Below are 24,537 nucleotides of genomic sequence, written 5' to 3'. Positions count from 1 at the left end.
GCCTCTATAATCCTAATATTAAGCTGTGCTCAATAAAATCATCTAAATCACCATTTAATACAGATTGTACGTCATGCTTTTCTATTCCTGTTCTAATATCCTTAATTTTTGAATGATCTAATATATAAGAACGTATTTGATTTCCCCAACTAATATCTGATTTATTATTTTCTATTTTTTTTTGTTCTTTTGCTTTTTTTTGATGTTGTAGTTCATATAATTTTGATTTCATTTGTTTCATTGCTTGCTCTTTATTTTTATGTTGCGATCTATTACTTTGACATTGAGTAACAAGATTAGTAGGGATATGAGTAATGCGGACTGCAGATTCTGTTCGATTTACATGTTGTCCACCTGCTCCGGAAGCTCTATATAAATCGATTCTTAAATCAGATAAATTAATTTCAATATTAATTTTTTCTTCAATGTCTGGATATATAAAAACTGAACTAAATGATGTGTGTCTTCTTTTTCCTGAGTCAAATGGACTTTTTCTAATAAGACGATGAATTCCAGTTTCAGTTCTCAACCATCCAAAAGCATATTCTCCAAGTACTTGAACTGTAGCATATTTAATTCCAACTATTTCGCCAATAGATTCTTCAATAATTTCAGTTTTAAATTTTTTTTTGTCACACCATCTTAAATACATTTTCAATAACATTTTTGACCAATCTTGTGCTTCTGTTCCTCCAGATCCAGATTGTATATCAATATAACAATTACAATTATCATATTGTTTTGAAAACATACGATAAAATTCAAGTTTTTTAATTTTTTCTTCTATTTTTTTTATTTCTATAAAAATATCTTTTATGACTATATTATCTTGTGTTTCCTTAGCTAACTCTATAAAAATATTTGTTTCTTTCAATTTTGTTTCGATTTTATTTATGTTATCAACAATTATGTTCAATAAATTTTTTTCTTTATTTAATTTATATATAGATTGTTTTATTTTCCATGTTTCAGGTTTTAATAATTCTAAATTGATTTCTAAAATTCTTAATTTTTTTGAATTATAGTCAAAGATACCTCTTCAAATCATTTTTCCGATGATTTAATATTTTAATTTGATTATTTATTGTATTAATATCTATCATAATTTTATTATTCTTCTAAAAATTTATAAATAATAATTTATAAAATATTTTGAATGTAAAAATGAATTTTATGTCTATTATATATTTAATTTTATAAATTTATTTATTTTTAATTAACATATTTTACCAATACTTAGGGGGAATAATGTCGTTATTTAACGTTTCAAAAAATATTATTTATTCTTCAATTCAATTACCTTTAACATTAATTTCTCTCGAACAATGGTCTATTATCTATATAGATGGTGCTGATAGTAAAAAATTTCTTCAAAATCAATTAACAATTGATCTTAATTTTTTGCAAAAAGAACATCATAAAATATGTGCTTATTGTAATTTAAAAGGTAGAGTTTATAGTACTATGTTGATATTTCATTATAGAAAAGGATATGCTTGTATTATAAAAAAAAGTTTATTTGATTTGCAAATGCAAGAATTTAAAAAATATACTATTTTTTTAAAAGTTCAAATACATAAATTAAATGATATATCTCTATTAGGATTATCTGGGAAGAATGCTAAGCTATTCTTATCTGAACAATTTATAGAAATACCAGATGATAGTAAAACTGTTGTTTCTGACAAAGAAATCACTATGCTTTGGTTTTCAAATCCATGTGAACGATTTTTATTAGTTTTATCTTTAAAAGATTTTTTATTATTTAAGAAAAAAATTAAAAGAAAAATATTATTTAATGATAGCAAACAATGGATTGCATTAGATATGGAAGCAGGATATCCCATTATTGGCAAAACCATGTCTCAAAAATTTTTACCACAATCTCTTAATTTAGATAAGCTTCAAGCAATTAGTTTTAATAAAGGGTGTTATTATGGACAAGAAATAATATCTCGAATTTTTTATAAAAATTTAAATAAGCATAGATTGTATTTACTGTCAAGTAAAGGATCAATGAATCCTAATGTTGGCTCGATTGTTGAAACAAAAGTATTAAACAATTGGTTAAGAATCGGTTTTGTATTATCAGTAGTTAATATATATTCTGACGAAATTTGGATACAAGCAGTATTAAAAAAATCCATCAATATTCAAAATATGTTTAGAATTTATGGATTTAAAAAAATTTTTTTAATTAAAAATTAATATTTTTCAAACGTTTTAATTTTATTATATAATATTTAATATTCATTAAAAAATTTATTTAAACTTTAGAAGATACTTTTCAAAAAATTATGTCACAAGGTATTCTTTTTATTATTTCAGCTCCTAGTGGAACAGGAAAATCAAGTTTAATTAAAGGATTGTTGAAAAAAAAATGTTTATATGATATTCAAGTCTCTATATCTCATACTACTAGGATCATGAGACCTGGTGAATGTCATGGCAAACATTATTATTTTATATCTAAAAAAGAATTTAAATTTATGATTAAACAACAATCTTTTTTAGAATATGCAAAAGTATTCAATAATTATTATGGGACTTCACGTAAATTTATTGAAAAAATGTTAATTTCTGGAATTGATGTTTTTCTTGATATTGATTGGCAAGGAGCAAACCAGATTAGATATAAAATACCAAATGCAAAAAGTATTTTTTTGCTTCCTCCCTCTAAAGATGTATTATATAAAAGATTACGTTCAAGAGGTCAAGATAGTGATACAGTTATTTCAAAGAGAATGGAAAAAGCTGTAGATGAAATGAATCATTATTCAGAGTATGATTATTTGATTATTAATGATAATTTTGAAACCGCTATAAATGATTTGAGAACTATTATTATTGCTGAACATTTATGCTTGTTTCATCAAAAAAAGAAGCATAATATATTAATTTCTCAATTATTAAGTACCTAATTTTATAAAGAGGAAATTATTCAAAAGTAATTGTCAAATTATTTAATATAGATATATTTTTTAATTCTCAATTATTTATATAATTCTATTGAAAAAATAGAATTATATAATTAATAAAAATTTTTAATATTTAATATTTTTAATTAATTAAATTATTTTTGCTTCGGTTGGATTTTTTTCGTTCGCTCTCTTTTAAATATCGTTTTCGTAAACGTATTGAACTAGGTGTAATTTCTACTAATTCATCGTCATTGATAAATGATAATGCCTCTTCCAAAGTAAACTTTTTATAAGTTGTTAAAACTATGGCTTCATCAGTTCCGGAAGCTCTCATATTAGTGAGTTTTTTTCCTGTTAAACAGTTTACAGTTAAATCGTTAGAGCGGTTATGCAATCCTATTATTTGACCTTCATATACTTCAGTTCCATGGCCTAAAAATAATTTACCTCTTTCTTGTAAATTAAACAAAGCAAATCCTACAGCCATTCCTTTTCCGTTGGAAATTAAGACACCATTTTTTCTTTGTCCAACTTCATTGTTTTGTTTTTTTGAATAATGGCTAAAAGATGTATAGCATACTCCAGTGCCAGAAGTGATAGTCATAAATTCGGATCGAAAACCTATTAGTGCTCTACTTGATATAATATATTCAAGGCGTACTCTTTGAGTTTGATCTATTGCCATATTTTTTAATTCACCTTTTCTTTCTCCTATAAATTTCATGATGTTTCCTTGATGTCTTTCTTCAATATCTAAAGTGAGAAATTCGAAAGGTTCCTGTATAATACTATCTATTTCACGCAAAATAATTTTTGGACGAGAAACTTCTAGTTCAAATCCTTCACGTCGCATATTTTCAATTAATATAGATAAATGTAGTTCGCCTCTTCCGGATACAGAAAAAATATTAGCATCTTTTGTTTCCTTTATTTTCAAAGCAACATTATGCATAGTTTCTTTTTTTAATCTTTTTAGTATTTGACGAGATGTAATGTATTTGCCTTCTTTTCCAGATAAAGGTGATGTATTAACTGAAAAAAACATGTTAACGGTAGGTTGATCGATATTTAATACGGGAAGAGGTTTTAAATTGTCTGGATGGCAAATTGTATCAGAAATATTCAGTTTATCAATTCCTGTAACAGCAATTATATCTCCAGCTTTTCCTTTTTCTACCTCTATGCGTTGCATTCCAAAATAATTTAGCACTTTGACAATTTTTCCATTTTTATGATTACCTAAATAATCAATAACAGTGACTAGTGCGTTTTTTTTTATTTCACCTTGCTTAATTTTTCCTACACCTATTAATCCCAAATAATTGTCATAATCAAGTTGTGAAATTTGCATTTGAAACTTTTCATTAGGATCTACATTGGGAGCGGGTACATATTTAACGATTGCTTCATACAGCGGTGTCATATTGTTTTCTAATTTGAGATGATTCCATCCAGAAGTACCAAGAATTGCAGAAGTATATATAATTGGAAAGTCAAGTTGTTGATCATTAGCATCAAGACTGACAAACAAATCAAAAATCTGATTTACCACCCAATTAGGACGAGAGTTTTTTCGATCAACTTTGTTAATTATTACAATTGGATTGAGACCGTATTTAAAGGCTTTTTTAGTGACAAATCTTGTTTGAGGCATTGGTCCATCTAATGCGTCTACTACTAGTAAAACCGAGTCTACCATGGACATGACTCGTTCTACTTCACCACCAAAATCAGCATGACCAGGTGTGTCTACAATATTTATTTTGTATTCTTTCCATTTTATCGAAGTATTCTTAGATATGATTGTAATACCTCTTTCCTTTTCTAAATCATTGGAATCCATGATTCGTTCGGTTTTTTCTTCATGTTTTTTGAAGGTTCCTGATTGTTGTAATAATTGATCGACTAATGTAGTTTTTCCGTGATCAACATGTGCTATAATAGCAATATTTCTTATTTTTTGGTGCATATTTTCTCCTTTAAAATTTTACTTTTTAAAAATATACATATGCTTTATATTTTTTGTGATAAAGTGCTAGAAAAGATTAAATTTTGAGGATTTTTTTTAATAATTAATAAATAAATTATATTTTTAGCATATAACATAAAACATTTTAATAGGTATTGTGTTTAAAGGTTAAGGTTAAATTGTGAGTATTGTATATAATAAAACTTTTTTTTTAAAAAGTGCTTCTAACATTTCTGATATTAATATTGAATATGGAGTTGAAATTGCCTTTATTGGATATTCTAATTCAGGAAAATCTAGCGCCATTAACTCTTTAACAAATCAAAAAAAATTAGCTAGATTTAGTAAAAACCCAGGTCGAACCCAATTAATTAATTTCTTTCAAGTTATTTCAAATTTTAGAATAGTTGATCTTCCTGGTTATGGTTATGCTAAATGCCCGACATTGATTCAATTAAAATTAGAAAAATTAATATATAATTATTTAAAAAAAAGAAAACCTTTAAAAGGTTTGGTTATGTTAATGGATATTAGACATCCTTTAAAAGTTTATGATCAATGTATTATTAATATAGCTATAGATCAAAATATACCTATTTTCATATTATTAACTAAATGTGATAAGCTTACATTAAGACAGCAGAAAAAACAATTTGAAATCGTTTATACAAAGTTAAAAGTTTTTTTACAAGAAGTTCATATAGAATTATTTTCATCATTTAAAAAAATAGGTATTACACAATTACAATCTCAATTAAATGTTTGGTATAAACAGTATAAATAGTTTTAAAATCAATTATTATCAGCATTTTTTTGTTTAACATTGTATGTTTCAATTGCATTAGATAATTTTTTAAAACATGTTTTATCTAAAATAATATCATTAGCATTAATACAAATAGGAATATCTAATTTTATTTTAGCTAACTTATATGAAAGAAAAGCAGAATCTTTGTAAATTGTTAATTGATTTGATATATTTTTAGCATTTCTTAAAGACAAAAGTTTTATTTTTTCTATATTTTTATAAATTTTTTGAATATTTGAAAATTTTTGAAGTAAAAACAGTGCAGTTTTTATACCTATTTTAGGGATCCCTGGAATATTATCGGATTTATCTCCCATTAATGCTAAAAGATCAATAAATTCTTGAGGATTAATACCATATTTTTTCTTTATTGTTTTTGGTGTAATAATTTCATTATTACTTGTATTTAATATATTAATATTATTTGTTAAAAGTTGTATCATGTCTTTATCGTGACTTGCGATTAATACTTGTTCTCCACATTTCTCAAGTTTACGTGAAAAACTACCAATAATATCATCGGCTTCTATCCCAGGAATTCTTAGAGTTTTAATTCCAATATTTTTTAATATATGAAAAAGAGGTTGTATTTGAATATAAAGTGAATTAGGCATTTTAGGTCTATTGCTTTTATATTCATTAAATATTTCATTTCTAAAAGTCTTTTTAGATGAATCAAATATAATAATAATTTTTTTTGAATTATAGCATTTTAACAAAATGCTTCTTATTGTTTTTAATATACCATATATTGCTCCATATGGATTTTCTTGATTGTTTTTAAAAAACTGGAACGTAAAATATGATCGATATAAGTATAAGGTTCCATCTATTATAATTACCGGTTTGTTTTTTATGTAGTACATTTTTATTTTATATCAAGTTAGGCATATTATTTTGTAGTTAACAATTTTATTAAAAAAATTTTTTAATTGTAAACTAATTTAAATAAATAAAATTACTATAATTAAATTATATTTTATAAAATTTATTAATAAAAATAAAATTTTTTTGCATTTATTTAAAAAGAATTATTTTTGATTCTTTTTTAATAATAAAAATTTAATTAATTTTATATAGTTGTTTGAAAAATGATTTTTAAATAACATTTCTAGTTTAGAATATTGAATAGTATATTTTCCATTGATTAACATAGCTGGAACATAATTTAAGTTTGTTTTTTTTATTTCATTATTATTTTGTTGAATTAATACTTTGATAAAAAAGCTGTTCCAAAATTGATTATATTTATTAATATTTACTCCTGTTTTTTTTAAAAATATAGCTTTAATATCGTTAATATTGTTTAATGTATGACTTTCTTGTATGCCTTGAAAGATAGGTGTAATTATTTTTTCTTCAACTCCCATTTGTTCAGCTATTATCCATACTTTTGTCAAAATTTTTCCAAGTTCTCCTCCTAAAAAATTAACATGATATGTTTTTATCCTAATATTTTGATGTATTTTTTTTCGTATTAACTGTCTAATATTATATGTTTTTTCAAGGTTATAACAATATGGGCATAAAAAAGAAAAAAATTGCATTATTTCAGGTACATTAGAAATATTTTTTTTTTTTATTTTATATGCTTGTATAGGATTAAATTCTAAAGCACAGGTAGCATAAGAAAAAAATATGATGTATAAAAAAAATAATTTTTTTTTCATTTTTTATCCAGCTTGATTTTTTAATACTAAAAAAATAAATATCATTTTACACAATTGATTTTAGAAATACTCTACGTATCTTTTAATCAAGATAAATTTAAAGTAATTTAAATAAAATGTGAAAATAATAAAAAATAAGTTTATTTTTAAAATATAATCGATATTTTTATATAAGTCATGTGTATATTAAAAATTTTATATGTTCTCTTTGATTAAATAAAAATATTAAAATAAAATATTATGCGAAAAATTACAGTTTTTATCATATTAAAATATTTTTTTATCTCAATATATGAAATTAATTCAATTTATTAAAATTGAGATAAATTTATACAATTAGTAATTGATTTATCAAAAAACTAATTTTTATAATGTAAGATCATATTGCAGTATAATATTTTCTTAAGACTTGAAAAAACAAGTTTATTATAATGATTTTAGAATATTGTCATATTTGAATCATTTTAAAAATATAGTATTAATTTTTTGAACATTTTTATGTATTTTATTGCATTATTTTTAATTTATATATGTTAATTATGAGATTTATAATTAACATTTTCACTTTAGATGTGAATTTATTATTAAATTTTTTACTGTACTTAATTATTTTATATTTATTATAACTTAATAAGTTAATTTATATAATTTTTTTAATATCAAAAAAAATTTAATAGAAAATAACATTTTTATAAATTTGAATATATGTAAAAATATTAAAATTGATAAAATATTTACAAGAATTATGAAACTTAATTTTATAAATTAAGTCAACAGAAATTGTATGTATATAAAATAATCGAACAATACAAATTTTTTAGATTCATTTAATTATTACTTATGAAAAATGTTAATAATATTATTTGATTGTATTAATTTGTTTTAACAATTTAGACTTTTGATTGAAAATTAGAAATATTTTGTAATTTACGTATTATAATAAAAAGTGAATTAAAAAAAAGTTTAAAATACATATAAATTTTTATACACTGAATAAACTAAATAATTCTAATATTTTTGAATATTCTTTATAATGTTCACATGGTATATAACTTGTAAAATATGTATTGAATATTTGATTATAAATAAAATAAATTTTTATTATTTTTTTTTATTTTTTTAATTATATCATTTTTTAAAAATAATTATGTAATTTAATTTTTAGTCTATGTATTATTTTAATAAAATTAAACTGATATTAAAAATTTTTCAAAAGGTTTTTTTACTAAAATTTATAAAAAAAATATAAATTTTTATTATATTTTAAAATTAGATATTAAAAAAATTGTTTTTTATATATCAATTTATTAACTATTCATATCTTATAATATATCAATGCACCATTCGAATTGATTTGCTAAAATAAAAAAAAATAAATCTTTATATTAATATTTTTTAATTCTTAAAAATATCTAGAAAACAATGTAATTTTTATTTTTTTATGTAAAGTTTTAGTTTTTTATTAGTAGCTAAAGATTAATAATTTCTGTAAATTATATTAAATTAGTTATTCTAATTTTAATTTCATGAAATTTAGGTATTTAGTATAATGAAGAACGAAAATCCTTTCGATTTTATATTTCCATTAAGTTTAGAAAAAATAGAGATTTTAAAAAAAATTGAAAAAAATTGTTCTAATCTTCAATTTGCTTGGCTTTCAGGCTATTTTTGGAATTTAGCTCACCAAGATGATTCTAATCTTAAAAAAAATCACAATATATTCTCTTTAGAGAAAAAAAAAATAGATAATCATGTCATTACAATCATATCAGCCTCTCAAACTGGTAATGCCAGAACACTTTCAGAACGTCTAAATAAATATTTAAACGACAATAATAAAAAAACTCATTTAGTTAGCGCTGCTGATTATAATTTTAAAAAAATTAAAGATGAAAAGTATTTAATATTAATAATTTCCACTCAAGGTGAAGGAGAACCTCCTGAAGAAGCTTTATCTTTATATAAATTTATTATGTCTAAAAGAGCGCCAAAATTAAATCACCTGAAGTATAGTATATTGGCATTAGGAGATAGTTCTTATGATCTTTTTTGTCAAGCTGGAAAAGATTTCGATAAAAGAATAAATGAATTAGGAGGTAAAAATTTACTTGATAGGTTAGATGTGGATATCGAATATGAAGATGATTATGTGCAATGGTCTAAAGAATTATTAACTAGCCTTGAAAAAGTAAACGTATCTTATTCCCCTTCTAATTTTTTAAAAGAAAATATTTTTATAGATAAAGTTAATATATGTACAAAACATAATCCTGCTGTAGCAAAAATTATAACTAATCAAAAAATTACTGGTCGCAATTCAACCAAAGATATTCGTCATATTGAATTAGATATTAGTAATTCCAATATTAAATATATGCCTGGAGATGCGTTAGGGGTATGGTATGAAAATAATAATAATTTGATAAAAAAATTATTAAAATTGTTATCTATAGATGCATCTGATATAATTAATATTAAAAATAAAAACGTAAATATTGTTAATGCTCTAAAAAATAGTTTTGAATTAACTAATAATACGAAAAATATTGTAAAAAAATATGCTGATATTACACAAAATAAATTTTTAAAAGAATTGACGTTTCATGAAAAAGAATTAGACAATTATGTAAAAAATACTCCTTTAATTAATATGATTAGTGACTATCCTAAAAAAATTTCCTCCCAACAATTTGTTAATATCCTTCGACCTTTGACTCCTAGATTATATTCTATTTCTTCTTCACAGGCTGAAGTTGATAACGAAATTCATATTACAGTTAGTGTTGTAAAAAAAAATATATCTGGTTGCGTACATTTAGGTGGTGCATCAGGTTATTTATCAAAACTATTAAATATTGATGATCCAGTAAAAATTTTTATTGAAAGTAATAATAATTTTCGATTACCTAAAAATGCAGAAGCACCAATTATTATGATTGGATCAGGAACTGGAATAGCTCCGTATCGTTCATTTATGCAACAACGAGATAATGATAGTGCAACTGGAAAAAATTGGATTTTTTTTGGCAATCCTCATTTCACTGAAGATTTTTTATATCAAATAGAATGGCAGAAATACTTAAAAAAAGGTCTTCTTACTAGAATAACTTTAGCATGGTCAAGAGATCAAGAAAAAAAAATATATATACAAAATAAAATAAAAGAACATGGAAAAGAAATATGGAATTGGATAAAAGATAAAGCACACATATATATATGTGGAAACGCTGCTAAAATGGCAAAAGATGTAGAAAAAACATTGTTAAATATTATTAGTCAACATGGAAATATGAACATAGAAGAATCAAATGAATTTTTAAATAATTTGCGTTTAAAAAAACGCTATCAAAGAGATGTATATTAATGATAAAAAATTTTAAAAAGCCGTCTTTAAATCTGACTAAAGAAGAGTATATTAAAGAAAATAGTAATTATCTTCGTGGAACGATTTCAGATGACTTAAAAAATCATATTACTAACGGTTTTAGTGGAGATAATTTTTCACTAATTCGTTTTCATGGTATGTATCAACAGGATGATCGAGATCTTCGAGTAGAACGTAACCAACAGAAATTAGAACCTCGTTATGCTATGATGCTACGCTGTAGACTACCTGGTGGAGTCATATCATCTGAACAATGGATAAAAATTGATTCGTTTGCTAGTAAACATACTTTATACAAAACTATTAGATTAACTAATCGCCAAACTTTTCAATTACATGGAATTTTGAAAAAAGATTTAAAAAATATTCATCAAATATTGCACCAAATAGGTTTAGATTCTTTAGGTACAGCTAATGATGTCAATAGAAACGTGCTTTGTACATCCGACCCTATGCAATCTGAAGTTCATCAAGAATGTTATCAATGGGCTCGAAAAATTTCTAATTTTTTATTGCCTCATACAAAAGCTTATGCAGAAATTTGGTTAAATCAAAAAAAAATTCTAAGTACTGATCATGAGCCTATTCTTGGAAAAACTTACTTACCAAGAAAATTTAAAACAACAGTAGTCATACCTCCTCATAATGATGTAGATTTATATGCAAATGATATGAATTTTATAGCTATTGTAGAAAATAAAAAAATTGTAGGTTTTAACGTATTAATTGGTGGAGGGCTTTCAATTACTCATGGAAATAAAGAAACTTGGCCTTTTCTTGCTTTAGAATTAGGTTATATTAGTGTTAATAATACTCTATCCGTTGCTAAGTCAATAGTTACAACGCAAAGAGATTGGGGCAACCGTAGTAACCGTAAAAACGCAAAAACTAGATATACTATAGAAAATTTTGGGTTAAATTTGTTTAAGAAAGAAGTTGAAAAAAGAGCCAATCTTACTTTTGAACCGATTCGTTCTTATTCTTTTAATACTAGAGGAGACCAAATAGGATGGAAAAAAGACGTTAATGGTAATTGGAGTTTGACGGTATTTATTCAAAATGGGCGTATATGTGATAATGATAATCGATTATTAAAGTCAGGATTGTTAAAGATCGCAGGTATTCATAAAGGAAATTTTAGATTAACATCTAATCAGAATATAATTATTTCAGAAATATTAAATGAAAACAAAAATAAAATCGAAGAAATTGCAATATCCCATGGGTTAATTACAAAGATTAGTAAATTACGTGAAAATTCTATGTCATGTGTATCTTTTCCTACTTGTCCTTTGGCAATGTCAGAAGCGGAGCGGATGTTGCCTGATTTTATTACTAAAGTGGAAAACATCATGTTAAAATATGGTGTAGATAATGAAATGATTATTTTACGTGTTTCAGGATGTCCTAACGGTTGTGGAAGATCTTTGTTAGCCGAAATTGGCTTAATTGGAAAATCTATAGGCAGATATAATTTATATATAGGTGGTAATAAAATAGGTAGTAGAATTCCTAAGATATATCAAGAAAATATAACAGAGGAAAAAATTTTAGTTCATTTAGATCTTTTAATAAAAAATTGGTCTATATATCGCCAGGCACATGAAGGTTTCGGTGATTTTGTTATTAGAAAAAAAATTGTAAAAGAAATTATAAATCCTATTCATGATTTTTGGAATTAATAGTGAGAAAAAATGTCTTATCTTGATCAAAAAAATATAAATTTGCTAAATTTTGAAAAAAAAAAATTTTTGTCAAAATGTAATATGTTAATATCAAAATATTCAGCAGAAGAACGTATATCTTGGGCATTTAAAAAATTACCTGGTATACATATAATGTCATCTAGTTTTGGCATTCAATCAGTTGTCTTATTACATCTTGTTGTTACGCAGAAACCAAATATTCCCATCGTATTAATTGATACAGGATATTTATTTCCTCAAACATATCATTTTATTGATTTAATCAAAAAAAAATTAAACCTAAATTTAAAAATTTTTCGATCAAATATTTCACCAGCATGGCAAGAAGCAAGATATGGGAAATTGTGGGAAAAAGGACTAGAAGGCATTGATTTATATAATAAAATCAATAAAATAGAACCAATGAATATAGCTTTAAAAAAATTATCAGTCCAAACATGGTTTGCAGGATTACGTCAAGAACAATCTAGTAGTAGAAGTAATCTTCCATATGTTTCGATTCAAAAAGGAGTATTTAAAATTCTTCCGATTTTAGATTGGTCTAATCAAAAAATCTATGAATATATAAAGAATAATAATTTAGATAACCATCCTTTACTAAAAGAAGGTTATATATCTGTAGGAGATGTACATACTACTAAAAAATATACACCTGGTATGCGTGAAGAAGAAACGCGATTTTTTGGTTTAAAGCGTGAATGTGGATTACATTACGATAAAGAATAAAATTGAAACAATATTTAAATTTATACATTAATATTTCAAGTACTTTTCGAGTATGAATGAAATATTAATGTTTGAATTTTTTTAGAGTTAATTGATGATGTTTTTGTTAAAATTAATATAAAACTTTTGTTATATTTATAGGTTCAATGTGGACTATCTACCTGTTTTTTTAGATTTAAAAAATAAATATGTATTAGTTATTGGAGCTGGTGAAGTTGCTTTTAATAAAATTAAATTATTATTACGTGCAAATGCTTTAGTTAATATTGTCTCAAGAAATTTATGTTCAGAAATTAGACGTTTGTTAGTTGAGAAAAAAGTCTCTTGGATTGCTCAAGAATTTCAAATATCTTATTTAAAAAATATTTTTTTAGTGATAGCAGCCACTTCGAATACTGAGTTAAATTTAAAGATTTTTAACAAATGTAATAAATTAAAAATATTAGTTAATGTGGTAGATGATCAGTCAAAATGTTCTTTTATTTTCCCTTCTATTATTGATCGTTCTCCTTTAATAGTAGCTATGTCTTCAAGTGGACAAGCACCAGTGTTACTTCGTTTATTACGAAAAAAAATTGAATCAATATTTCCAATGAGATTGGGTAATGTTGCTAAAATCGCTGGAAGATGGAGATTGACAGTTAAAAAACATTTTTCTAATTTCTTAGAAAGAAAACATTTTTGGGAAAAACTATTTAATAGTATTTTTGTTCAACATATTATTAATGGTAAAGAAAAAAAAGCAATTTCTATTTTACAAAAAATGATTAAAAAACCAAGTAGATTAATAGGCGAAATTATTTTAGTTGGTGCTGGACCTGGAAATAGTGACTTGTTAACTTTAAGAGCTTTCCAGGTAATGCAGGAAGCGGATGTAGTTTTATATGATAGTTTAGTTTCCCAAGATATATTAAATCTTGTTCGAAGAGATGCGAAATGCATTTATGTTGGAAAACGTGCCAGATTGAAAAGTATCACTCAAGAAAAAATTATAAAATTATTAATTTTTTTTGCTAAGCAGGGTAAAAAAGTAGTTCGTTTAAAAGGAGGAGATTCTTTTATATTTGGTCGTGGAGGTGAAGAACTAGAAGCTGCGCAGAATGCAAATATTGATTTTCAAGTAGTTCCTGGAATCACCGCTGGAATTGGTTTATCTGCTTATTCTGGTATACCATTAACACATCGTGATTACGCACAAGGAGTAATATTTATTACAGGTTATAAATGTATGGGTAATACCCCAAATAATTGGTCTATATTATCCGATCCTTCTTATACATTAGTAGTTTATATGGGAAGTTTAAATGCTTTAGAAATTTCTGAAAAACTTATTTTACATGGTCGCTCTAAATCTACTCCAATAGCAATTATTAGTAATGGTACTACTATAAATCAAGAGGTGATTATAGGTCGTTTAGACGAAATTGAGAAAATATTCAAATTTAGTTCAAGTCCATCTTTACTAATTATTGGACAAGTAGTTGTATTGCATAAAAAACTAGCATGGTTTAAGAAACTTACTAATTTAAGTAATATTGAAACTACTTCTTAAATAATAAAAACGTAAGGAAATAAAATGTTTAAAAAAAATACTACTCATCTAAGTCAACTAGAATCAGAAAGTATTTATATAATAAGAGAAGTAATAGCTGAATTCGAAAATCCTGTTATGCTTTATTCAATTGGAAAAGATTCTTCTGTAATGTTACATCTTGCAAAAAAAGCTTTCTATCCTGGACGTTTACCGTTTCCATTATTACATGTAGATACTGGATGGAAATTTAAAGAAATGTATACATTTAGAGATAACATTGCTAAAAATAACAACTTGGAGTTAATTATATATTACAATATGCGCGGAAAATTGTTAGGTTTAAATCCATTTCAAGACAATAATTCAAAATATACCGATATAATGAAGACAGAGGGGTTAAAAGAGGCAATAAATAAATATAGTTTTGACGCTGCTTTTGGAGGCGCCAGAAGAGATGAAGAAAAATCTCGTTCTAAAGAAAGAATTTATTCCTTTCGTGATTCTTTTCATCAATGGGACCCAAAAAAACAACGCCCTGAATTGTGGTGGAATTATAATAGTCAAATAAATAAAGGAGAAAATATCCGTGTCTTTCCATTATCAAATTGGACTGAATTAGATATTTGGCAATATATTTTTTTAGAAAAAATTGAAATTGTTCCTTTATATTTTGCAGCTATTCGACCAGTGATAGAAAGAAATGGTTTTCTTTTGGTAGTTAATGACGAACGTATTAAAATTAATAAAAATGAAAAAATTATTCATAAAATGGTTCGATTTAGAACATTAGGTTGTTGGCCTTTAACTAGTGCAATTGAATCAACTGCTGAAACTCTTCAAGATATTATTAAAGAAACAATAACAACGAAAACTAGCGAAAGAACAGGTCGTTCTATTGATTATGATCAAAAGAACTCAATGGAATTTAAAAAAAGACAAGGTTATTTTTGAAAATATATTTAATATAGGTTGAATTTAAAAATGAATACTAGTGTTCACACAAAAAATATTAAATTTTTTGATAGTTTTAAAAGATGGATATATTTAAATGAGAAAAAAACTTTATTAAAATTTTTAACATGCGGCAGTGTAGATGATGGAAAAAGCACATTAATTGGTCGCTTATTACATGACACTCAGCATATTTATGATGATCAATTATCTTCTTTAAAACAAGACAGTAAACGCCATGGAACACAAGGAGGTGATATTGACCTCGCTCTTATAGTTGATGGATTACAGTCAGAGCGTGAACAAGGTATTACAATTGATGTAGCATATCGTTATTTTTCAACTGATCAACGTAAGTTTATTATAGCAGATACCCCAGGTCACGAACAATACACGAGAAATATGGTTACAGGTGCGTCTACTTGTGATTTGGCTATTATTTTAATTGATGCAAAAAAGGGTTTATCAGAACAAACTTATCGACATAGTTTTATATCTTCTTTACTTGGAATAAAATATTTAGTAGTTGCAGTAAATAAAATGGATTTAGTTAATTATGATGAAAAAATATTTTTAAATATAAAAAAAAATTTTCTTATATTCTCTGAAAAACTTCCTAAAAATTTAAAAATTTTTTTTACTCCTATCTCTGCTTTAACAGGTGAAAATATTGTTTTTTCAAGTAACTTAATGCCTTGGTATAAAAATAAAACATTGTTAAATTTTTTAGAAACAATAGCAATTCAAGATGATATATGCTCAAAAGAAATGCGATTTCCAGTTCAATATGTACATCGTCCACACGCAGATTTTCGAGGTTATTCGGGTACTTTGTTTTCTGGAGAAATTCAAGTAGGTCAATTAATAAAAATCTTACCTATTAATATTATTTCATCTGTGTCGCGTATCTTAATGTTTGATCAAGATTTAAAAATAGCACATGTTGGGCAATCAATTACATTAATTTTAAAAGATGAAATAGATATTAGTCGTGGTGATTTTTTTGTAAATGTTGATTCTAATTTAGAATCTTCTCAAGAAGCCATTGTGGATATTGTTTGGATGTCTGATGATCCTTTAAAAGCAGGTGAAGTATATAATGTAAAATCATCAGGAAAAAAAACTCGTGCTTACATCAAAGAAGTTTTATTCCAAATTAATGTTAACAATTTAGTTCGAAGTAAATGTAATTTATTAAAATTAAATAGTATCGGTAGGATTAAAGTGAATTTTAGTGAAGCTATGTTGTTTGACGATTATGAAAAAAATAAATTTACAGGTAATATAATTTTTATTGATATTTTGAAAAATACTACAGTAGGAGCAGGTATGATTAAAAAATCTGCAAATAACAACAATGTTATTTTGAAAAATAACATGAAAGATTTTGAATTAGATTTATATAATTTAATCTCAAAACATTTTCCACATTGGGATATAAAAAATAAATAATAGGTTTTTATGAATATGAATGATAATTTTAAAAAAAATATTATTTTTCAAAAATATGAAATAACTCGTATAAAACGAGAAAATAAAAACGGCTATAAATCTCAAGTGATATGGTTTACAGGATTATCAGGATCAGGAAAGTCTACTATTGCGAATATATTAGAAAAAATATTGTTTGAAAAAAATATTAATACTTATGTATTAGATGGAGATAACATTAGATCTGGATTATGTTCAGATTTAAATTTTAGTTTTATTCATAGAAATGAAAATATTCGACGTATTTCAGAAGTAGCTAAATTAATGTTAGATGCTAACATCATGGTTTTGGTATCTGTTATTTCTCCGTATAAAAAGCAAAGATTAATGGCTTCTAATATTTTAGGTAAAGATAATTTTGTAGAGGTTTTTATTGACACTCCTCTTAGTATATGTGAAAAACGTGATTCTAAAGGATTATATAAAAAATCTCGTTGTAATGAAATATTAAATTTTACTGGTATAAATTCTGTATATGAAGTTCCAGAAAAACCTGATATTTATTTAGATGGAACAATTTCAATAAAAGAAAATATTAAACAATTAATTGAAAATTTATATGAAAATAATATTATATTTTTTCCGTATACTCATAAATTATTTGAATATTAAAACACAGTTATTTAGAGTCGTTATATGAGAATATTGAAAGTATTTTTATTATTATTATTTATTTGGTTACAATATTCTCTTTGGGCAGGGAAAAATGGTATTTTAGATTATATTAAAGTTTATAAAAAAATTATAGTTCAAAAAAAAATAAATGCAAATCTTGAAATAGAAAATAATAAATTATTGTTAGAAATTGAAGATTTAAACAATAAAATTAAAGAGTAATTTTTTTATTTTATAGTATTAAACTTCAATATCAAGAATTAGGTATAAAATGATAGTAAAAAACACTTTTAAACCTGAAATTTTAGCAGTTGTTCCAGCTGCTGGTATTGGTAAAAGAATGTTATTAGATATTCCAAAACAATACATAAAAATCAAAAATCGTACTATTCTTGAATATACTTTAACAACATTGTTATCACACCCTAGTATATCTCATATTGTTGTAAGTTTGCACAAAAAAGATAACTATTTTCATAAATTGTCTATTTCATCTAATACGCGCATCACACCTGTAATAGGTGGAAAAAAAAGAATCGATTCAGTTTTATCAGGATTACTTAATCCGACAAATGCACGGTGGGTAATAGTTCATGATGCTGTTCGACCTTGTTTAAGTCATCAAGATTTAGAGAAATTAATTTCTATTATTAAAATAAATAAAATAGGTGGAATTTTAGCTAGACCAGCATTTGATAGCATAAAATATGTTCACGAAAATAAAAAAATATCATATACTATTGCTCGAAAAAAATTATGGCACGCTTTAACGCCTCAATTATTTCCAGTTAATTTATTGCGATTTTGTTTAGAAAAAAGTATTCGAGATAATGTTAATATAACAGACGAGTCTTCAGCATTAGAGTACTGTGGGTATCATCCTTTAATAGTTCTAGGTAGTTATAAAAATATTAAAATTACTTTTCCTGAAGATCTTGTTTTTGCTGAAATTTACCTTAAAGAAATATATAACATGTAGAAGGATATTTGATATATGAGAATTGGATATGGTTTTGATTTACATGCATTTGGAAGCTTAAAACCATTGATTATTGGAGGTGTAAAAATTCCTGATCACCAAGGTTTAATAGCTCATTCTAATGGTGATGTATTAATACACTCTTTAATAGATGCATTATTAGGTGCTGCTGCTATGGGAGACATTGGCACTTTCTTTCCAAGTACTACAAAAAAATATAAAAATATTAATAGTAGAATTTTGTTAAAAAAAATTTGGAAAAAAATTTATTTGAAAAACTATTTTATATCTAATATAGATAGTACTATCGTTGCTGAAACTCCTAAGATTTTACCTCATATTTTTCTGATGAGATCCAATTTATCAATTGATTTAAACACTGATATAAATAATATTAGTATTAAATCTACTACTTCTAAACAAATAGGATCTATTGGAAGAAAAGAAGGAATCGCATGTCAGTCGGTTGTCATGATTTTAAAGGATAAAAAAAATGTTTTTTTTAAATAATTTTATTAGAATTACTGATTAAACATTTTTATTTTTTTTATGAATAATATTTTTTATTAAAATATATTATTTTTTATAACAAAATAGTGCAATTTAATGAAACTGAATATTTTAAAAAACAAATTATTTTTATCTATTGTTATATTATTTTTTTATAATAAATATACGTTGTCGAATATTGCATTGGCAAAAAAAGTAAATGTTTACTTGGATTCTAAAAAATTTTCATATATTAATAATCATTTGCAAAAACAATATAAAAAGGAATGTTTTTTGTTTCTTAAAACAAATAACAAATATTCAGTTGCTATTAAAAATGAAAATTGTATTGGATTTTTAAAAAACAATAATTTTGATATATTTTATATTGTTAAAAAAAATGATACTCTATATTCTATTGCAAAACGTTTTCAGTCTAATGTTAATCAATTATTAAAATATAATAATTTATATAAACCTTACAAAATATTGGTTGGTCAAAAAATATTAGTAAATAATATTTCAATGGTAAATCATCAAAATATAAATTATATAATTTATAGTGATAAAAATAAAAAAAATATTTTATATACAAGTTTTTTTAATAAGAAATTTGATATTATTAACATTTTAAATAAAAATAATTCATTAAATGAAATATGCTTTGTTTATAATAAATATCGTGATAAAGAAGAGACAATGTTTTTTAAACGCTGGTATTGGCCTTTAAAAAATTCTAATATGCAATTTTTTTATAATTATTCTATTAACAATGAAGGTATTGAAATAGAAGGTACACAAGAACAACCAGTTTTTGCTGTTGATAAAGGAAAAGTAGTTTATATTAGCAATATTTTTAAAAATTATGGAAAATTAATTATTATTAGACATGATAATGCTTATTTAAGCATATATGGATTTAATAAAAATATTTTTATTAAATTAAACGATCAAGTGTATGCAAATCAAAAAATATCTACTATAGGGCGATCAGATAAAAATACACCGAAATTGTATTTTGAAGTTAGATTTCAAGGTAATCCAATTAAGTTATTCAATTTATTTCCTAATATAAAATTTAAAAAACATCGGAAATTTAATTAATTTTTTATAAGATATATACAATATGATAAATACGACTATATTTAAAGATTTTCAATTTGAAGCTGCGCATTATTTGCCAAATCTTCCTAAAGAACATAAATGTAGAAGATTGCATGGTCATTCTTTTTTCGTCAGATTAAAATTGCAAGGTACAATTGATAAAGATAAAGGTTGGATAATTGATTATCGTGATATTACGATATTATTTCAACCTATTTATGATAAGTTAGATCATTATTTACTTAATGACATCAAAGGATTAGAAAATCCTACAAGTGAAATTTTAGCAAAATGGATTTGGGATCGATTGAAACCAAATTTATTTATTTTAAGCGCTGTTATAATTAAAGAAACATGTACATCTGGTTGTATTTATAAAGGATTTTAAAATTATGCAAATTTATTGAATTTCAATATATTTGTGTAATTGTACTGATAGTTTCCAATTGTTTTTTATGCATGCTTCTATACATATTTTTAACGCTTGTTTGTTTTGACTGACAGGTTGCAAACAAATAATGCGTTTTTTTTTATCTTTTATTGTTGATAAAATATTATATACATATAATAAATCTTTTTTTTTACAAATAGGAAATTTTATTTCATTCGAGCGTATTATAGACGCATATAATGGATTGATATTTTTTTTAGGAGAAAGAGTAATCCAAGTATCTAAAGAGCATATAATATTTTTTATCCCACTAGTTTCTATTTGACATTGATAATCTTTTTTTTCTAATTTTTTTGTTATTTTTAAGAGATCATATAAGCATGGCTCACCTCCGCTAATTACAACATGTTTAGCAGTCCATTTTTTTAAAATTTTTAAAATATCCTTGACATGTATAAAACTCCATTTTTTATTAGATTGGTTTTTATTTATTATCTCATTTATAGACACGTTGTCTTTTTGATTACAAATCCAGGTATATTTGGTATCGCACCAAGAACAATGTACTGGACAACCTTGTAATCTAATAAAAATGGATGGTATACCAGTATATTGTCCTTCCCCTTGTATAGTTTGAAAAATTTCGTTAATTGGATAATACATAGTATTTATACTCGTAAATTAATGATTAAATTGTAACTGGTAAACGAGAAGCAGGTATACGCATATTTATACATACCTGATTCTCTGTTAAAATTATAATTTTGTAAAAGATGATTTAACTTCTTTTAAGCCATAAAAAGGAGCTTTTTCTACACCTAAATTTTCTTCAATTCTTATTAGTTGATTATATTTTGATGTTCTATCAGAACGGCACATAGATCCTGTTTTAATTTGTCCAGATGCTGTTCCTACTGCTAAATCTGCTATTGTAGCATCTTCAGTTTCACCAGAACGATGAGAAATAATAGTACTATAGTGAAATTTTTTTGCTATTTTTATAGTTTGAATTGTTTCAGTTAATGTACCAATTTGATTTAATTTTATTAAAATAGCATTTCCGATGCCTTTTTTAATCCCTTTTTTTAAAAGTTTTACGTTTGTAGCAAATAAATCATCTCCTACTAATTGTATAGTATTTCCTAATATTTTAGTTTGATACAAAAATCCTTCCCAATCAGATTCATTTTGACCATCTTCGATCGAAACAATAGGATATTTTTTGCATAATTTTTCTAAATAATGAGTTAATTCAATGGAATTAAATTTTAATTGCTCTCCTTTAAATTGATATTTTTTATCATTTATATTATATAATTCAGAAGCGGCGCAATCTATTGCTAATGTAATATCCTTTCCTAATTTATATTTGGTTCTATGTATTGCTTCTTGGATTATATTTAAAGCTGCTTCATTAGATTTTAAATTAGGAGCATATCCACCTTCATCACCTACTGTAGTACTAATATTTTTATCTCTAAGTAAATTACCTAATGCATGAAATATTTCTGCTCCGATACGTATTGCTTCTTTTATGGATTTTGCACTAATAGGTTGTATCATAAATTCTTGAAGATCAATATTATTATTTGCGTGCTTTCCACCATTAATAATATTAATCATTGGCAGTGGCATTGAGTATATACCGGTCGAATTATTTAATTCTGCTATATGCTGATATAAAGGTATTTTTTTAGAAGACGCAGCTGCTTTTGCTACAGCTAAGGATACGGATAAAATGGAATTAGAACCTAGTTTAGACTTGTTTTTAGTACCATCAAGATCAATCATAATTTGATCAATATTATCTTGATCATAAGCATTTTTATTGATCAAAGCATTTCTAATATCATTATTAATAAATTCAACTGCTTTCAGTACGCCTTTTCCCATAAAACGATTTTTATCTTGATCACGTAATTCCAAAGCTTCTAAAGATCCAGTAGAAGCACCAGAAGGTACAGATGCTAATCCTACTGAACCTTTTTCAAGATACACTTCAGCCTCTACTGTAGGATGACCTCGAGAATCTAAAATTTCGCGACCTATTATATTTTTTATTTTAGACATTTTTTACCTTCATGTATTTTTTATTTTGATTTTTATATTTTTCTGCTGATTTTATAAATCCTATAAACAATGGGTGTCCATCACGTGGTGTAGAAGTGAATTCAGGGTGAAATTGACAACCAAGGAACCATGGGTGATTAGATATTTCTATGATTTCAACAACGTTATTATTTTCTGATCTACCTGTAATTTTTAGCCCAAATTTTTCGATTTTTTTTAATAAAATATTATTTACCTCATAACGGTGACGATGTCGTTCTATAATGATATCTTTTTTGTATAATTTTCGAGATAAACTATTAAAAGTTAATTTACAAGGCTGACTTCCTAGTCTCATGGTTCCGCCTAAATTAGAATTATGTCTTTTTCTATGGTTAATAATGTATTTTATATTATTGTTTTTTTCTTTAATTAAATCAATTACAGGGAATTTACATTTAGGATCAAATTCTGTAGAATTTGCGCCTTTAATTCCTATTACATTTTGTGCAAATTCTATAATTGCTATTTGCATCCCTAAACATATCCCAAAATATGGAATATTATTTTCTCGAGCATACTGTACTGATAATAATTTACCTATTACGCCTCGGTCTCCAAAACCACCAGGTATTAAGATACCATTAAGATTTTTTAAATATTGAAAGTTTTTCTCTTCTATTTCTTGAGAGTTAATTAATTTTATATTCACTTTAATTTTATTTTTTAAACCAGCATGCTTTAGTGCTTCTATCACAGATTTATATGCATCAGGTAATTTAACATATTTCCCAATTATACCAATAATAATTGTGTTGTTAGAGTTTTTTTCTTCATAGATCACTTTTTCCCATTCTTTTAAATTAGCTTCAGGTACGTTTAATTTAAAATATTTACATATATAGTTATCTAATTTTTGGTCTTTTAATAATGTTGGTATGGTATATATTGAATGCACATCTTTTAATGATATTACTGCATCAACCGGTACGTTGCAAAAAAGAGCTATTTTTTTTCTCTCATTTATTGGTATGTCTTTTTGAGATCTACAAATTAAAATGTCAGGTTGTATTCCGATAGATAGCAATTCTTTCACGGAATGTTGTGTAGGTTTAGTTTTAATTTCCCCAGCTGTTTTAATATAAGGCACTAGCGTTAAGTGTATATAAATTACATTTTTTCTACCAATATCTACTGCGATTTGACGAATTGCTTCCAAAAATGGTAAAGATTCAATATCTCCTACTGTGCCTCCTATTTCTACAAGTATAACATCGCTGTTCTTGGCGCATAAAACAATTCTTTCTTTGATAGCATTAGTAATATGAGGTATCACTTGAATAGTTGCTCCTAAATAATCTCCTCGTCTTTCTTTTTTTAATACTTCAGAATAAATACTACCTGTAGTAAAGCTATTTAAATACGTCATCTTTGTTCGAATAAATCTCTCATAATGTCCTAAATCTAAATCGGTTTCGGCTCCATCTTCAGTAACAAATACCTCCCCATGTTGAATAGGACTCATGGTTCCTGGGTCAACATTAATATACGGATCTAATTTCATAATCGTTATTTTCAGATCTCTTGCTTCTAGTATAGCTCCTAAAGAAGCTGCTGCAATACCCTTTCCTAAAGATGAAACAACTCCACCGGTAATGAAAATATAGTTTTTAGTCATGCTAAATATAAAAATATTAGTTAAAATAGAAAGTAATTTAAAGATTAAAATCTTTAATTGAATTGTTATGA

At 24.8% G+C, this 24,537-nt stretch carries 22 protein-coding genes; 15 read left to right on the top strand and 7 right to left on the bottom strand.

The genetic code is table 11. The features are described from left to right. Positions 1 to 4: 4 nt before the first annotated feature. A protein-coding gene (gene prfB, locus IX46_RS02170) for a peptide chain release factor 2 (RefSeq protein WP_203224802.1) occupies positions 5 to 1,103 on the bottom strand; the annotation gives its coding sequence in 2 pieces (ribosomal slippage) (positions 5 to 1,027 and positions 1,029 to 1,103; 1,098 coding nt in all). Positions 1,104 to 1,248: 145 nt separating this feature from the next. On the opposite strand from prfB, the gene ygfZ reads away from it, so the two are divergent. Both ygfZ and gmk read left to right on the top strand, forming a co-directional pair. Next, on the top strand, positions 1,249 to 2,208 hold the full coding sequence (gene ygfZ, locus IX46_RS02165) for a tRNA-modifying protein YgfZ (protein ID WP_053940370.1): 960 nt from the start codon (positions 1,249 to 1,251) through the stop codon (positions 2,206 to 2,208). Between the two features lie 89 nt (positions 2,209 to 2,297). After that, complete coding sequence (gmk, locus tag IX46_RS02160) at positions 2,298 to 2,921, top strand: guanylate kinase (RefSeq protein WP_053940369.1); 624 nt, start codon at positions 2,298 to 2,300, stop codon at positions 2,919 to 2,921. Positions 2,922 to 3,060: 139 nt separating this feature from the next. On the opposite strand, the gene typA is transcribed toward gmk, so the two are convergent. Next, on the bottom strand, positions 3,061 to 4,890 hold the full coding sequence (gene typA, locus IX46_RS02155; protein ID WP_053940368.1) for a translational GTPase TypA: 1,830 nt from the start codon (positions 4,888 to 4,890) through the stop codon (positions 3,061 to 3,063). A 178-nt stretch (positions 4,891 to 5,068) separates the two neighbouring features. Between typA and yihA the strand changes: the two genes are divergently transcribed. After that, the gene (yihA, locus tag IX46_RS02150; protein WP_053940367.1) at positions 5,069 to 5,674 is read left to right on the top strand and encodes a ribosome biogenesis GTP-binding protein YihA/YsxC; all 606 of its coding nucleotides are present in this window, start codon (positions 5,069 to 5,071) and stop codon (positions 5,672 to 5,674) included. Positions 5,675 to 5,682: 8 nt separating this feature from the next. On the opposite strand, the gene IX46_RS02145 is transcribed toward yihA, so the two are convergent. Together IX46_RS02145 and IX46_RS02140 are read right to left on the bottom strand one after the other, a co-directional pair. After that, the gene (locus tag IX46_RS02145) at positions 5,683 to 6,564 is read right to left on the bottom strand and encodes a 5'-3' exonuclease (RefSeq protein WP_053940366.1); all 882 of its coding nucleotides are present in this window, start codon (positions 6,562 to 6,564) and stop codon (positions 5,683 to 5,685) included. 165 nt (positions 6,565 to 6,729) lie between these two features. Next, positions 6,730 to 7,368 carry a DsbA family protein gene (locus IX46_RS02140; RefSeq protein WP_053940365.1) on the bottom strand — a complete coding sequence of 213 codons (639 nt, stop codon included), beginning with the start codon at positions 7,366 to 7,368 and terminating at the stop codon, positions 6,730 to 6,732. A gap of 1,549 nt (positions 7,369 to 8,917) precedes the next feature. Between IX46_RS02140 and IX46_RS02135 the strand changes: the two genes are divergently transcribed. From IX46_RS02135 to queD, 12 genes are all read left to right on the top strand, one after another. Beyond that, positions 8,918 to 10,732: an assimilatory sulfite reductase (NADPH) flavoprotein subunit gene (locus IX46_RS02135; protein ID WP_053940364.1), complete on the top strand. Its 1,815-nt coding sequence runs from the start codon at positions 8,918 to 8,920 to the stop codon at positions 10,730 to 10,732. Then, a complete protein-coding gene (gene cysI / locus IX46_RS02130; RefSeq protein WP_053940363.1) occupies positions 10,732 to 12,435 on the top strand; it encodes an assimilatory sulfite reductase (NADPH) hemoprotein subunit in 1,704 nt (567 codons plus the stop codon). Before IX46_RS02135 ends, cysI begins: the two co-directional genes overlap by 1 nt. A 12-nt stretch (positions 12,436 to 12,447) precedes the next feature. Beyond that, positions 12,448 to 13,185 (top strand): phosphoadenylyl-sulfate reductase, encoded by a 738-nt coding sequence (locus IX46_RS02125; RefSeq protein WP_053940362.1) that lies wholly within the window; start codon positions 12,448 to 12,450, stop codon positions 13,183 to 13,185. 148 nt (positions 13,186 to 13,333) lie between these two features. Further along, entirely contained in the window at positions 13,334 to 14,737 is a 1,404-nt protein-coding gene (gene cysG / locus IX46_RS02120) for a siroheme synthase CysG (RefSeq protein WP_053940361.1), read from the top strand. A 24-nt stretch (positions 14,738 to 14,761) separates the two neighbouring features. Beyond that, the gene (gene cysD / locus IX46_RS02115; RefSeq protein WP_053940360.1) at positions 14,762 to 15,670 is read left to right on the top strand and encodes a sulfate adenylyltransferase subunit CysD; all 909 of its coding nucleotides are present in this window, start codon (positions 14,762 to 14,764) and stop codon (positions 15,668 to 15,670) included. 30 nt (positions 15,671 to 15,700) lie between these two features. Beyond that, positions 15,701 to 17,122 (top strand): sulfate adenylyltransferase subunit CysN, encoded by a 1,422-nt coding sequence (cysN, locus tag IX46_RS02110; RefSeq protein ID WP_053940359.1) that lies wholly within the window; start codon positions 15,701 to 15,703, stop codon positions 17,120 to 17,122. A gap of 15 nt (positions 17,123 to 17,137) precedes the next feature. Next, a complete protein-coding gene (cysC, locus tag IX46_RS02105; RefSeq protein ID WP_053940358.1) occupies positions 17,138 to 17,773 on the top strand; it encodes an adenylyl-sulfate kinase in 636 nt (211 codons plus the stop codon). 24 nt (positions 17,774 to 17,797) lie between these two features. Then, entirely contained in the window at positions 17,798 to 17,998 is a 201-nt protein-coding gene (locus IX46_RS02100) for a septum formation initiator family protein (protein ID WP_053940357.1), read from the top strand. A gap of 49 nt (positions 17,999 to 18,047) precedes the next feature. Then, a complete protein-coding gene (gene ispD / locus IX46_RS02095; RefSeq protein ID WP_053940356.1) occupies positions 18,048 to 18,755 on the top strand; it encodes a 2-C-methyl-D-erythritol 4-phosphate cytidylyltransferase in 708 nt (235 codons plus the stop codon). 15 nt (positions 18,756 to 18,770) lie between these two features. Next, on the top strand, positions 18,771 to 19,265 hold the full coding sequence (gene ispF / locus IX46_RS02090; RefSeq protein ID WP_053940355.1) for a 2-C-methyl-D-erythritol 2,4-cyclodiphosphate synthase: 495 nt from the start codon (positions 18,771 to 18,773) through the stop codon (positions 19,263 to 19,265). 96 nt (positions 19,266 to 19,361) lie between these two features. Then, positions 19,362 to 20,348, top strand: coding sequence for a peptidoglycan DD-metalloendopeptidase family protein (locus tag IX46_RS02085; protein WP_053940354.1), 987 nt, complete (start codon positions 19,362 to 19,364; stop codon positions 20,346 to 20,348). 22 nt (positions 20,349 to 20,370) lie between these two features. Continuing rightward, positions 20,371 to 20,736, top strand: coding sequence for a 6-carboxytetrahydropterin synthase QueD (queD, locus tag IX46_RS02080; protein ID WP_203224801.1), 366 nt, complete (start codon positions 20,371 to 20,373; stop codon positions 20,734 to 20,736). 12 nt (positions 20,737 to 20,748) lie between these two features. Here queD and queE read toward each other — a convergent pair whose 3' ends face one another. From queE to IX46_RS02065, 3 genes are all read right to left on the bottom strand, one after another. Then, positions 20,749 to 21,402 carry a 7-carboxy-7-deazaguanine synthase QueE gene (gene queE, locus IX46_RS02075; protein ID WP_053940353.1) on the bottom strand — a complete coding sequence of 218 codons (654 nt, stop codon included), beginning with the start codon at positions 21,400 to 21,402 and terminating at the stop codon, positions 20,749 to 20,751. Positions 21,403 to 21,495: 93 nt separating this feature from the next. Continuing rightward, the gene (gene eno, locus IX46_RS02070; RefSeq protein WP_053940352.1) at positions 21,496 to 22,809 is read right to left on the bottom strand and encodes a phosphopyruvate hydratase; all 1,314 of its coding nucleotides are present in this window, start codon (positions 22,807 to 22,809) and stop codon (positions 21,496 to 21,498) included. After that, positions 22,802 to 24,466 carry a CTP synthase gene (locus IX46_RS02065; RefSeq protein WP_053940351.1) on the bottom strand — a complete coding sequence of 555 codons (1,665 nt, stop codon included), beginning with the start codon at positions 24,464 to 24,466 and terminating at the stop codon, positions 22,802 to 22,804. The genes eno and IX46_RS02065 overlap by 8 nt, the downstream gene beginning before the upstream one ends. Positions 24,467 to 24,537 lie beyond the last annotated feature (71 nt).

Source organism: Buchnera aphidicola (Aphis glycines) (assembly GCF_001280225.1).
GTDB classification, from domain to species: Bacteria; Pseudomonadota; Gammaproteobacteria; order Enterobacterales; family Enterobacteriaceae; genus Buchnera; species Buchnera aphidicola_E.
This window is presented reverse-complemented; position numbering and strand designations above follow the sequence as displayed.